Source organism: Dehalococcoidia bacterium (genome assembly GCA_041653995.1).
In the GTDB taxonomy this organism is placed as follows: Bacteria; Chloroflexota; Dehalococcoidia; order GIF9; family UBA5629; genus CAIMUM01.
The window spans coordinates 443700-456420 of the sequence record JBAZEK010000002.1; the positions used below are offsets into that span (position 1 = coordinate 443700).

Sequence of the window (12721 nt, forward strand, 5' to 3'; positions counted from 1 at the left end):
TGCAAACGCTGCCCGCGTACGGCGCATTGACCGGCGGCAACAGACTGTCGATGTCAAGACGGATTAAACGGTTAAGCGGGTGGCGGGAACAGCTTGAATTTTACCAGCGACCGTTGCAGAGAACGGTGCCTGATGGCATCCAGAATTACTTTGCTGTGCCAGTCAAAGGTGATGTCCGGGGAGGTCAGCAGGGACTCGTGTATACCATGGTGCAGGATGACCTGGAAGATATGTTCGGACTGACGATCTGTCAGGCCTTGATAAAATCGGTGCGCCCAGTAATCTATGTCAAGCTCATGCTTCAGGATTTTATGCCAGCGTTTCTGGTAAAGCGCAAGACGTTTGGTTGAAAGGTCCCCGGCCTTGAGTGATTCATCGAGTGTTCGCACGGCTATCCCTGCACAGATAAGTCCAAAATAGATTCCTCCGCCTGTAGTAGGCTTGGTCTGTCCAGCGGCATCGCCGACCACTAATACACGATCAGTATAAGTCTTTGTCAGCGGCTTAAGAGGGATAGAGCCGTAACTAATATCAGGGGAGGTGGGAAGTATTTTCCCTCGCCCCTCAAGATATCTCAGGAAAGCGGCGATTGAAGGTCCCGGATTTCTGTTGCTTAAAAGGCCGGCTTTGGCTTTGCCGGCATGTGTCGGCACCAGCCAGGCAAAGAATCCCGGCGCTATGTGCCTGCCCGAGTATACCTCTACCTCATCGATATTCTTACAGGTTACCTCTGTCTGAGCGCCGTGTGCATACTCGCGAATCCGTCCCAGGCCGATCTGCCCTATCAGATCCGGCGACGGCCCGCAGGCAATCACACAAGCCCGGGCGGACAATTCCAGCGGCCTTGAGCCCTGCGTGGCTTTAACATAAATGCCGCTATCGTCGCTTTGCAGGCCGGTGGCGAGCGAGGAAAAGAAATAATCAACCCCGGTTTTACCGGCCTGTTCCGCTACGAGCCGGTCGAGCGCCGTACGATCAAGGATGTAAGCCTGAGTGGTCTCACGTTCAATTCTGACATGGTTGCCTGCCGGCGAAAAGACTTTGGCCGACCTCGCCTCATTCTGGATTACGCTGTGTGAGCCGGGCAGCATATCGAGGCAGGCCCGGCTTATTATTCCGGTACAGCTTGTTTTATGGCCCGGCTCCGGATGTTTTTCCAGAACTGCGACTGAGTGTCCCAGTCGGGCAAGCTCTTGAGCAGCATAGCTCCCGGTTATGCCGGCGCCGATCACAATTATGTCATACATGGTTGTACCCAAATATGTTCGGATGGATGCACCCTCAGCCCGGCTTGATAATCGAGGTTATTGCGACTTTAATCCGCCGAACCTGCGCTGACGTCTGCCGAAGTCAGTCAGCGCTTTCTCAAGCTCATCGCGGCCGAAGTCGGGCCAGAGCACCGGCGTGAAATAGAGTTCGGCGTATGCCGACTGCCAGATAAGAAAATTGCTTATGCGCATCTCTCCACCGGTCCTTATGAAAAGATCGGGGTCGGGTATTCCGGCCGTGTACAGATATCTTGAGAAAACATGTTCATCCAGGCTATCGGATTTAATTCTGCTGCGTATGATTTGCTGCGCAGCGTTGACTATTTCGCTCCTGCCCCCGTAATTGAAGGCGACATTAACCGTCAGGCCGGAGTTATTGCTGGTCTTTTCGATAGCGGCCCGGGCTTTTCTTCGAATTGCTTCCGGCAGCCGGTCTTCTTTGCCAAGGTGACGGATGCGGATATTCTGCTCGTGAGCTATCTTAACCGCCCGGTCGAGGTTTTCGGAGAGGAGTTTGATTATGCCGTCAACCTCTGCCTTGGGTCTGCTCCAATTTTCGGTCGAGAAAGCATAAAGAGTCAGGTAAGGGATCCCGTATTCAGCGAAGATCTCCACAAAATCGCGCGCATGAAGCGCACCCTGCTTGTGACCGTACAGGCGTGGTTTGCGCCTACGGGAGGCCCACCTGCCATTTCCATCCATTACAATGGCCACATGCTGAGGCAGCCTTTGTTTCTTTGACAGGCCTGTCAAAGGCCCTGCTCCCCGGCCCCATCCTGTTTCGAGGGTGTATCCTTTGCCGCGGGAGGTCTCTTGATATACTGGTGGCTGAATTGATTCAACACTGTCATATCGGGTTCAAGGTCGCTGACAAGACAGACATGCGATCCTACGGTGGAGTTGGGACCGACCTTGCGTCCGGGCAGGATGCCTGAATTAATACCAGTCTTGCAGTCATCTCCGATGATAGCACCGAAATGGTCTCTGCCGGTTGATACTCTTTGACCTCCGTATTTGACCGGTATATCCGCCCGATCAAAGCGGAAATTGGCCGTTACGCTGCCCGCCCCGAATGAACAGCGGTTGCCGATAATGGAATCACCTATATACGATGAGTGAAACCAGCAGTCATCGCCGGTATAGGAGTTTTTTATCTCAGTAGAAAATCCGACCACACAATTTGCGCCGATGTGGCTGTACTCCCTGACCAGCGCGCCGTTGCCTATTATCGTGTTAGGGCCGATGTAAACCGGTCCTCGCACCACAGCATTCTCAAGTATACGCACGTTTTTGCCTATTATTGCTTTGCCGGATAAAGTTGCCCGATCCGATATAGAGAGCGACGGATCGATCTGTCGTTCAGCCGAGTCGAGGAAGTACCTGACTATGTCAAAGATATGCCACGGGTATTTGATGGGAGCCCAGAAACCATTGTACCTGACCACTTTAATTTTATAGGCGTGCCTGACCATGCCGTCCATAGCGCATTCGTAGACGTCATCACGCGTGGTTTTAACGATGTCTATATATTCAAAAAGCTTGTGCATATCGGTATGAAGGTGCAGGAGAATATTTACAAGGTTACCGGGCTCAGTTCCCGGCTCGGGCTTTTCCACTATCTGCGTAAGCTCGCTATCCCCGTTCACAGCGAGGTAACCCCCCGGAAAATACCGGCTTACCTCGTATCCGATGATATAGGACGTGGCCTTCCGGCTGCGGTAGGCATCCAGAAGCGCGTGGTAAGCGGCGCCGTCGAAAACATCGTTGGGATTGACGACAATAATCGCACCGTCCAGAATGTTGGCTGCCGACTTCAGGGCGTCGGCGATGCCCAGCGGCTGTGACTGAACTACGAATTCGAACTCAGCTCCGGTTATGGACCCGGCAATCTGTTTTATATGTTGCATATTATCCGGATTACCCACCATGACGAAGTTATTCAGCCCGGCTTTTCGGGCCAGTTCCACCTGGTGTTCCAGTAACGGTTTCCCCATAAAATCGAGCAGGAACTTATCCTCTGTAATAGGGAACATCCTTTTGCCCACACCCCCGCAGAGAAAGACGACTTTCATCAGGCTAATCCTCTGGCTGCATCTTTGAGCACAGAAAGCCCCATATTGAGAAGACTGCGCGCGTGTTGCTGGCTGTTGGCTTCAGCCAGGACGCGTATGGCGGGCTCGGTTCCGCTGGCACGTATCAGTAACCAGCCCTCTGCGAATTCAAAGCGCAGGCCGTCCAGGTCATTTAGTGAAGCGGCTTGGAGTTTATGCGACTGCTGCCTGATCTTTGCCATGACATTCGACTTGTTTTCATTTGCACAGGATATTTTATCTTTGAGAAAAAACAGCGGCGGCAGAGTAGCCAGAAAAGAGCGGATGTCGCTGGCGCGTTTTATCGAACGCAGCAGGGTCAAGGCGGCAAAGATACTTTCGGGATAATAGCCTGCCTGCGGCAGTATATAGACGCCTACGGATTCCACGCCGAGCGCGGCGTTATTATCCTGGGCCAGATGTGCTGCAAATACATCGCCCACCTTGCCCCTGATAACCCTGCCCCCCAGGTCTTTTATGGCCAGTTCAAGCAGCATGCCGCTCTCTACGGTGGTAGCGATTAATTGCTTACCCGATGATTTGATGGCCGCCCTCGAAATAAAGGCAATCATCTCGTTGAAGCCCAGAAAACCCGTCTGATCGCAGAAAACTACACGGTCAGCGTCGCCGTCAAAGCAAATGGCGAGATCGGCGTCCTTCTGCCGCAGGAATTTGATAGATCCCTGCAGAGTATCCTCTTTGGGTTCCGGGCTGCGTCCGGGAAAGCGGCCGTCCGGCGTATCGTTAATTGTGAATACAGTGAATCCCAGCTGTTTAAAAATATCGCCAGCCAGCCCTGCTGCGGCGCCGTTGCCGGGATCTATCAGCAGCTTCATATCAAGGTTGAAGTCCCAGCCGCTGACAAGGGCTTTGATGAATTCAATATACCGGTCTTTCATGTGGGGAAAGTGTGTTACAGCTCCGGCCCGACCGGTTCTGAAAGAGCCGCTGTTGAAGATTTTCTCGACCTCCTCCTCCTGGGACCGCCCGTATCCGATGGCGTCATGGTTGAAAAGCTTAATGCCGTTGAACTCGGGTGGATTGTGCGATGCCGTGATCATGACGCCCGCGTTGAAATTCATTTCGCGTGTCAGCAAAGCCAGGGCCGGTGTAGGAACGATACCTGCCTGGGCCACATTAACGCCGGCGCCTAATAAACCCTCTGTTACGGCCGCTCTGATCATCTCCCGACTGAGGCGGGAATCCATACCCAGACAGACCGTTGCGCCGGCGGGAAGCAGTGTGCCCAGCGCGCTGCCCACGTTTTTGCATAACTCGGGAGTAAGGTCCTGGTTGACCACACCCCTGATCCCGCTGGTGCCGAAGAGTGCCATATTCATGTACCCCTGTTGCATTTGATGGATATCGGTAAATGATGGTAATGCCTCTGCCTGCGAATGTCAATCAGGGTGTATGAGTCAACGAAAACCCGCCCGGCAGCGCCGGGGATATTAAAATGCGGGCATTAATCTGTGAATGCGGACATGTAAATAACTTGACGTATATTGTATAATGCATAGATGTGGTCGGATGCAGGGTTTTAGCTTTAACGGGACCATATTCAAATATTGCTCTTCCGGTTATTTGTGGATGCTATGGGTATTGCAGCAGTCTGAAAAAAAGGGAAGGAGGTGCCAGCTTTTAAATAGTAGCAATTATTGCGAGCCAGATATAGTCCGCGGGGACTATAGATTTCCGCCGGTTCAAGGATCAGGGAATTATTTAAAGGAGGTTAGTGGATGAAACGCTTTTTCCTTATTTCTTTTGTCAGTATCCTTATTATTGCTCTTGTGCTGCCTGCCTGCGCGCCGCAACAAAAAGATGTTATCAAGGTGGGTGTAATCGGCCCCATGAAGTTCCTTGAAGGGGAACATCACTGGATGGGTGCGCAAATGGCCCGAGATGAGATCAACGCTGCGGGCGGCGTGAATTTAAACGGGAAGATGTACCAGATAGAATTGATCAAGGCGGATTCGAACGAGATCCTCAGCCCCACGGACGCCGCCTCGGCCATGGAGAGGCTGTTGACCGTAGACAAGCCCAATTTTGTAGTTGGCGGCTTCAGGACAGAGGGTGTCTTCCCCATGCAGGAAGTAGCCATGAACTACAAGACGATCTTCATCAACTGCGGCGCAGCCACGAGGTCCCTGCAGATGAAGGTCGCGGAAAATTATGACCGTTACAAGTATTTCTTCAAGGGCACACCTTACAACGAGTATTATCTGGTCAATTCGGATTTCCTCATGCTCGGCATGGTGGCAGGCGCCTTGAAGAAGCAGTTGAACATCACCGACAAGCTCAGGGTCGCCATAGTGGCAGAAAAACTTACCTGGGCGGACGCCATGGTGAAAACCGCTGAAGCAACCATACCCAAGATGGGCATGGAAGTAACCGGCGTGTGGAGGCCGTCCGACACCGCTACTGACGTGAACGCTGAGCTGACGGCAATAGCAGCCACCAATCCTCACATTATATTCCCCACCTTCTCAGGCCCGGTGGGAGTGACCTTCAGCAAACAGGCCGGCGAGATGCAGATACCTGCTGCGATAGTGGGTATCGTGGTGGAAGCTCAGAAGTTCGGGTTCTGGGAGGCTACGGGAGGTAAGGGCAACTACGTCATGACGCTGAATACCTATGCTCCCGGTATTGCCATAACGGATAAGACCAAACCGTTCTTCGAGAATTTCGAGAAAAAATTCGGGCAACCCCCCGCATACACCGCTGCAACCTATGATGCCATCTATATCATGAAAGGTGCCATCGAGAAGGGGCAGACTCTTGACGCAGACCTGCTGGTTCCCATAATCGAAAAGACTGATTACCAGGGCACATCCGGCAGGGTCATGTACTACGGCATGGATTTCGACGAGAAAAAATTCCAGGCGCCGCATGACCTGGTTTACGGCCCGGGCTATGTTACCGGCATCGGTATTGAATGGATTGACGGCAAACAGGTTGGCGTATGGCCGGCTCTCGGAGTCGGGTCCGGAGGATGGGAGAAAGTGGATTATCCCGGAATCCAGCCCTACGTTATCAATCCGACTGTAGTGCAGAAATTCAGTCAACCGGCGGCTCCGGCTGCAACTCAGTAACAAGCTTTCACAGGCTATGGCTGGCAGGCTCGTTGTTTATTTGCGGCCTGCCAGCCTCTATAAACCCGAGCGTTTTAACTGCATTGCCGGGTATCGACTTTAAACAGGCTACAGTTGTGCGCATACGATGATAGCGTTGCATAAAGAAAAAAATACTGTATAATAAATAAATTTTAGTTGATGGGATGGTTTAGGTAAGCGATGTTTCAGGCCTTTGTGATACAGGCGCTGGTAACGGGTGGGGTTTATGCTCTGCTGGCAGTCGGCTTCTCCCTCATCTTCGGAGTAGCCCGTATGGTTAACCTGGCACATACATCATTTCTCATGCTGGCCGCCTACGGAATGTTCTATACAACTTACAGGCTGGGGTTGGATGTATTCACAGCCATTCTTATATCGCTGGTTGCCACGGTTGTTATCGGGCTGGTGAGCTACAAGCTGTTCATTGACAGGATACGGGAGCATGAAGTGACCGTTATGCTGATTACGCTTGCGCTTGCCACCATCTTCCAGGAATGCATGGTTCTGGCTTTCGGCGCACATTTCAGGGAGGCGCCCACGCTCATCCCGGGTTTTATCGAAGTGCTGGGTGTCAAGATCTCGTATCAGCATCTGTTGACGATCGCTGTTGTTGCGGTGGTGCTGGTAGCCATATGGTTACTGCTGACCAGGACAAAACTGGGCATCGCCATCAGGGCTACCGCCCAGGATACCGAGGTGGCCAACCTGATGGGCATCAACGTTTCACGCATACTGTTCATTGCGATGGGCGTCGCTGCAGGATTGGCGGCTATCGCCGGCATCGTGGTGGCGCCGTTGTGGGTCGTTTACCCATATATGTGGATGAACCCGCTGGTTATGATCATGGCAATCGTTGTGCTGGGAGGTTTGGGCAGCATTAAGGGCAGCGTGATCGGCGCTTTTATCATAGGGCTGGTTGAGGCGGCGGTGGTTTTCTACCTGCCCGGTGGCGCATTCCTGCGCGGGGCCATCGCCCTGCTGGTCATGGTGATACTGCTGGTGGTCAGGCCCGAGGGACTTTACGGTATAGTCTTCGAAGAGGAGAGACTATAGGTGTTAAGGAGGCTGTTTAAGGATATACAGGGCGATATATTCGCCATACCCGGCAGATTAATAGCGTTCATCTTTTTAATAACGCTGTTTTTTATCCCCCTTCTTACCCAGGAATCGTACATATTATTTATACTCATCCTCGTCAACATCTTCGTAATTTTTGCAGTAAGCTGGGATTTCATCTCCGGCTATACCGGACAGATCAATTTCGGCCACGCATTTTTCTTCGGTGTTGCGGCGTATACGGCGGCGCTGCTGAGCAAGAACCTGGGGCTACAACCCTGGGCGACCATACCTATAGGAGCGATAGCAGCTACAGCGGCCGGCGTACTGATGTGCCTTCCCGCCCTCAGGTTGAGGGGCCCGTATCTGTCGCTGGTCACACTGGCCATGCCCCTCATATTGCTGGGCGTGATCAAGGCGTTCCCTGATTTCACCGGCGGCGAGCATGGCATATCCGGCCTGCCGGCCCTGGCCGGCTCCAGGACGGTCGAATATTATATAGCGCTGGTCGCAATGATTGCCTCCGTGTTCATCATGTGGAAGCTGGTTGATGCCAAGAGCGGTTTTGTCAGGATTGGCATCATCCTGCACGCCATCCGCGAGGATGAGATCGCCGCCCGTGCCACGGGAATCAACACAATTCGCTATAAATTGCTGGCCTTTATTATTGGCGGCTTCTTCGCCGGTCTGGCCGGAGGGTTATATGCACATTTCCTCAGGATTGCAGGCCCAGCCACGCTGGATCTCATGCTCTCATTCCAGGCCATTATATGGACGGTCTTCGGGGGCATAGTCAGTATTTACGGGGCCGTGGTGGGGGTTTATATACTGTTTCCCCTGATGGAGCTGCTGCGCCAGTTCGGTGTACCTGTCTGGCCGGGCTCCGATATCATGTTCTCCGACCTGCGTTTCCTGATCTTCTCTTTCCTGGTGATAATTATCTTGCTCTTTATGCCCGAGGGATTTGCGGTATGGGTCCGGGATAAACTTGAGCGCGAATGCCCGCGATGCAAGCTTTCCAATGCATCATGGCGGCGCGATTGCAGGGCTTGTGGGGCTGAGCTCCACTAGGTGTTATAGGCGGAATATTTACAGACCAAGGTAGGTCTTTCTGACGGTCTCGTCTTTAAGCAGTTCTTTAGCTGTTCCCTCAGCTATGATATGTCCCCTCGACATGACGTAGTTCCTGACCGATAACGCGAAGGTAAAGCTCACGTCTTGCTCGGCGAGAAGGATAGTTACACCAAGGTCGTGGTAAATCTCCTCGACCCGCTTGAAAAGGTCCTCTTTCAGCTTGGGAGCAAGGCCGCTGGAAGGCTCATCCACCAGCATGAACTTGGGCTGGCGCATGAGCGACCTGCCGATAGCCAGCATCTGGCGTTCCCCGCCCGATAACGTGCCGGATATCTGTTTCTGCCTCTCCTTGAGCCTGGGAAAAAGCGAGTAAACTTTGGTAAGGCTGGCGCTTACGTCTTTCTTGTTCTTGCACAGATAAGCGCCGGCCAGCAGGTTATCCTCGACGCTCATTTCCACGAACGGCCGGCCGCGCTCAGGGCAAAGCAGCAGGCCCAGTTTGGCGATCTCCGAAGCCTGCAGTTTTTCGATGCGCTTGCCATCGAATTCCACAGTGCCGGTAAAGGTGATATCTTCATCCCGGGTCCCTTTAAGCACTTCCTTTTCCCAGTTGATCAATCCGACTATGGCCCGCAACAGGGTTGTTTTACCGGCCCCATTGGGGCCGACCAGCCCGACCAGTTCACCCTCTTTGACGTGGACGCTGGCGTCATCCAGCACCATGGCCGTGTCGTAGCGCACGGTTACATTGTTTACCTCAAGCAATGAGCACCTCCTTGCCTGTATACGCTTCGATGACCCCCTTGTCCTTGGATATCTCCTCGGGCGTACCCTGCGCAAGCACCTCGCCGAAGTTCAGCACTATCACCCTATCCACGATTTTCATCAGCTCGCTGAGTTTGTGTTCTATGATGAGCATGGCCGGGCCCTCGCTGTGCAGCCGTCCGAAACGCCCGCCCTTGTGCAGCCGCTTAATGGAACGGGCCACCAGCTCGGTTTCCGCCGGGTTCAGGCCTCCGAAGGGCTCATCCAGCAGCATCAGTTCCGGCTCGGTAGCGATGGCCCTGGCCACTTCCAGACGCTTGAGGTCGCCGTGCGATAATATGGAGGCGGGCTCGAGTGCAAGATCGGCAATGCCCACGAATTCCAGGGCGTCACGAGCTTTAATCTCGGCCCTTTTGACCCATTCGCCGCGTTTGCTGATCCTGGGGCAGAGGCAGCCGACCATGACATTGGCTATGATTGGCAGGTGACGGAAGGGCTTGACCACCTGAAATGTGCCTACCATTCCGCGCTGAACGATCTCCCAGGGGCGGCGCTTGGTTATATCCTCACCCTTGAATCGGATCGTGCCGGAGTCCGGCTTGAGAATTCCCAGCAGGCAGCGTATAAGGGTTGTCTTGCCGGCGCCGTTGGGGCCTATCAGGCCGACGATCTCATCCTGCGCCACCTGGAAACTCACGTTGTTCACGGCAACGAGGCCGCCGAAGTGCTTGGTTACATTCTCCACTTCGAAAAAGGCTGACATTTTAGAGATCCTCCTCTCTGAGTTCGCGCCTTGATACCTTGCCGACGTCGGTCTTGGGAACCTCGCCCCTGAATTCAACGATCTTTGGACACTTATAGTGGGCCAGCCGTTCCATGGTATATACGAGGATGTCCTGTTCAGTCACCTTTCCCCTGGCCTCCGTCTCAAGTACCACAATAGCCTTAACCTTCTCTCCCACGTCGGGATCGGCTACACCGATCACGCCAGCCTCTTTAACCTGCGGATGACCTGTCAGTACCTCCTCCACCTCGCGGGCGAAGACGGCCAGACCTTTATATTTGATCATGTCCCTCTTTCTGTCGTAGAAATAGAAATATCCCTCCTCGTCCATCCTGGCGAGGTCGCCTGTCCTAACCCAGGTCTCCCCATCTATCTGCACAAACATCAATTTGGTATCCTCGGGCTTGTTCCAGTAGCCCTTGGCTATCTGCGGGCCTTTAAAGGCGAGCTCGCCTGTTTCACCCAAAGGCAGGAATTCATTTTTAGCGGGATCCAGGATGCCGGCCACACAGCCTGACATCGGAACCCCGAATGAGCCGATCTTGGGCCTGCCGTAGGGGCTGACTATGCCCACCGAGGTGGTCTCGGTCATGCCCCAGCCTTCGTGTATTTTAACGCCGGTGCGTTTCTCCCATCCCCTGGCCGTATCTTCCAGCAGCGCGTCGGCGCCCGATACAAGGACCTTCAGCTTTTTCCAGTTGACGCGATCCGTCCTGTGGTAATCGCGCAGCACTTCAAACAGCGCCGGGACGCTGTAGAAAATAGTTGCCCCGTAGCTTTCGATGGCGTTGAGGATATCATCGAGGTCAGGTGTCGTGAATATCACAAGTGTATAGCCCTGCGTCATGGAACCTGACATAACCACCGACTGGCCATAGATATGATAGAAGGGCAGGTAACCGATGACCACCTCCTTACCCTGCTGAACTATATCTCCCCAGAATATCTGCGCGATGTGCTGTGCTGCGACCAGGTCGAAGTGTGTAATCATGGCGGCCTTGGGCAGGCCTGTGGTGCCGCCGGTGTAGGGCAGGGAGACAAGGTCCTCATGGATGTCAAACTCGATCTTGGGAGGCTTGGGTGGGTACTTTTTAAGCAGTTCCTGTAACTGGTAGAACCCCTCCCGTTTGAATATCTCCGGAGGCGGGGCCGACATCTTCTGGTATACGGCGCGCAGCATGCTTTTGCCCAGGAACTTCTTCAATGCCGGCAGGTATTCGGCGATATTGGTCAGTATAACCCGGTCCAGCTTGACCCCGGCCCTTTCCACGTTTTCCCACAGAATATCCTGACAGACGATGGTGGTAGCGCCGCTGTCAAGTATCTGGTGCTTGATCTCGGGACTTACGTATACAGGGCTGATGGCAGTAACAATTGCCCCGGCCTTGAGCGCACCGAAGTAGGCTATTATAAATTGCGGTGAGTTGAGGAGAAGCAGAGCCACCTTGTCGCCCTTCTTGACCCCCAGGTCGCAGAGTGCTGTAGCGAACCTGTCGATCTGGTCCCGCAGCTCCCGGTAGCTTATTTTCTGGCCGTAGAATATGACAGCCGTCTTGTCTTTGAATTTCTCGGTCGTTTCATCTATGGTCTGGACTACCGATTTCTCAGGGATGACTACGTCGGCCGGGACACCTTTCGCATAGAACTTCAGCCACGGCCTCGCTTCATAGATGTCTTTATTGGACACGGCTTACCTCCTCAACCTTTGAATTAAGCCAATATAGCATATTTCGGCTTCGTATTCAACGTAGCCGGATCAGAGAGCAGGCGTATTACCCAGGATGGATCAAATTATCCGGCGAACATACCTCCGGTCACCACGATGTTTTCACAGTTCACATAGCTCGAATCGTCCGAGGCCAGGAAAACAACTACCTTGGCTACCTCATCGGGCTCGCCGATGCGTCCCAGGGGTATCTGCTTGACAGCTATATCAAGTATTTCAGGGACGCCCCAGATAGGCTGCGAGAAGCGGGTACGTATAAATGAAGGAGAGATGGAATTGCAGCGGATGCTGTAGGGGCCGAGCTCGGTGGCCAGCATCCTGGTCATGTGGATCATACCCGCCTTGCTGATAGCATAGACGGCGAGCATGGGATCGGGACGCATACCGCCGGCAGATGCGATGTTGATAATATTGCCGGGCTTTTTGTTTTCGATCATCAATTTGGCTATGCCGAGAGAAAGGAAGAAGGGGCCCTTGAGGTTGACCGACATGATCTTATCCCACAGTCTCTCGTCGGCCTGCAGCACGGGGCCGAAAAAGGGGCTTACCGCCGCGCAATTGACCAGTATATCCACCCCTCCGAAATCGGTTTTGGCCTTGTCGATAAGCTTATTGACATCTTCTATCACGCCCATGTCGGTGCCGGTCCAGACGGCTTTCCTGCCAGTTTTCTTTACCTCATCCGCCAGTCCCTGCAGGCTGTCGGTCTTTTTGTCGCACATTAGAATATCCGCACCTGCTTCAGCGAGCTTGAGAACCACTGCTTTACCGATGCCTCCCCCGGCGCCGGTCACCAGAGCTACCTTTCCGATAAGGGGTTGATAACTGTTTGCCATAGGTAAAAC

At 53.5% G+C, this 12721-nt stretch carries 11 protein-coding genes; 3 read left to right on the forward strand and 8 right to left on the reverse strand.

Going from position 1 to position 12721, the window contains the following annotated elements; translation table 11 throughout:
* Positions 1 to 71: 71 nt before the first annotated feature.
* From WC359_08355 to WC359_08370, 4 genes are read right to left on the reverse strand one after another with little or no spacing between them, the layout of a single operon-like run.
* A complete protein-coding gene (locus tag WC359_08355) occupies positions 72 to 1247 on the reverse strand; it encodes an NAD(P)/FAD-dependent oxidoreductase (protein MFA5400435.1) in 1176 nt (391 codons plus the stop codon).
* Positions 1248 to 1304: 57 nt separating this feature from the next.
* Entirely contained in the window at positions 1305 to 2012 is a 708-nt protein-coding gene (locus WC359_08360) for an isoprenyl transferase (GenBank protein ID MFA5400436.1), read from the reverse strand.
* Positions 2013 to 2017: 5 nt separating this feature from the next.
* On the reverse strand, positions 2018 to 3340 hold the full coding sequence (locus tag WC359_08365) for a sugar phosphate nucleotidyltransferase (GenBank protein ID MFA5400437.1): 1323 nt from the start codon (positions 3338 to 3340) through the stop codon (positions 2018 to 2020).
* Positions 3340 to 4698, reverse strand: a complete 1359-nt coding sequence (locus WC359_08370) for a hypothetical protein (protein MFA5400438.1) — start codon at positions 4696 to 4698, stop codon at positions 3340 to 3342. The genes WC359_08365 and WC359_08370 overlap by 1 nt, the downstream gene beginning before the upstream one ends.
* Before the next feature lie 399 nt (positions 4699 to 5097).
* On the opposite strand from WC359_08370, the gene WC359_08375 reads away from it, so the two are divergent.
* From WC359_08375 to WC359_08385, 3 genes are all read left to right on the forward strand, one after another.
* Positions 5098 to 6450: an ABC transporter substrate-binding protein gene (locus WC359_08375; GenBank protein MFA5400439.1), complete on the forward strand. Its 1353-nt coding sequence runs from the start codon at positions 5098 to 5100 to the stop codon at positions 6448 to 6450.
* A 201-nt stretch (positions 6451 to 6651) separates the two neighbouring features.
* Complete coding sequence (locus WC359_08380; GenBank protein ID MFA5400440.1) at positions 6652 to 7524, forward strand: branched-chain amino acid ABC transporter permease; 873 nt, start codon at positions 6652 to 6654, stop codon at positions 7522 to 7524.
* Positions 7525 to 8598: a branched-chain amino acid ABC transporter permease gene (locus WC359_08385; GenBank protein MFA5400441.1), complete on the forward strand. Its 1074-nt coding sequence runs from the start codon at positions 7525 to 7527 to the stop codon at positions 8596 to 8598.
* An 18-nt stretch (positions 8599 to 8616) separates the two neighbouring features.
* Here the strand turns inward: WC359_08385 and WC359_08390 are convergent, their stop codons facing one another.
* From WC359_08390 to WC359_08405, 4 genes are all read right to left on the reverse strand, one after another.
* Entirely contained in the window at positions 8617 to 9366 is a 750-nt protein-coding gene (locus tag WC359_08390; protein ID MFA5400442.1) for an ABC transporter ATP-binding protein, read from the reverse strand.
* Complete coding sequence (locus tag WC359_08395; protein ID MFA5400443.1) at positions 9359 to 10129, reverse strand: ABC transporter ATP-binding protein; 771 nt, start codon at positions 10127 to 10129, stop codon at positions 9359 to 9361. The genes WC359_08390 and WC359_08395 overlap by 8 nt, the downstream gene beginning before the upstream one ends.
* Position 10130: 1 nt before the next feature.
* On the reverse strand, positions 10131 to 11837 hold the full coding sequence (locus WC359_08400) for an AMP-binding protein (GenBank protein ID MFA5400444.1): 1707 nt from the start codon (positions 11835 to 11837) through the stop codon (positions 10131 to 10133).
* 104 nt (positions 11838 to 11941) lie between these two features.
* The gene (locus WC359_08405; GenBank protein MFA5400445.1) at positions 11942 to 12712 is read right to left on the reverse strand and encodes an SDR family oxidoreductase; all 771 of its coding nucleotides are present in this window, start codon (positions 12710 to 12712) and stop codon (positions 11942 to 11944) included.
* Between the last annotated feature and the right edge of the window lie 9 nt (positions 12713 to 12721).

Bases quoted from the DNA above. Each gene is read 5' to 3' on its own strand.
- WC359_08395 (MFA5400443.1), bottom strand. From the start codon at position 10,129: ATGTCAGCCTTTTTCGAAGTGGAGAATGTAACCAAGCACTTCGGCGGC.
- WC359_08365 (MFA5400437.1), bottom strand. From the start codon at position 3,340: ATGAAAGTCGTCTTTCTCTGCGGGGGTGTGGGCAAAAGGATGTTCCCT.
- WC359_08375 (MFA5400439.1), top strand. From the start codon at position 5,098: ATGAAACGCTTTTTCCTTATTTCTTTTGTCAGTATCCTTATTATTGCT.
- WC359_08405 (MFA5400445.1), bottom strand. From the start codon at position 12,712: ATGGCAAACAGTTATCAACCCCTTATCGGAAAGGTAGCTCTGGTGACC.
- WC359_08355 (MFA5400435.1), bottom strand. From the start codon at position 1,247: ATGTATGACATAATTGTGATCGGCGCCGGCATAACCGGGAGCTATGCT.
- WC359_08380 (MFA5400440.1), top strand. From the start codon at position 6,652: ATGTTTCAGGCCTTTGTGATACAGGCGCTGGTAACGGGTGGGGTTTAT.
- WC359_08370 (MFA5400438.1), bottom strand. From the start codon at position 4,698: ATGAATATGGCACTCTTCGGCACCAGCGGGATCAGGGGTGTGGTCAAC.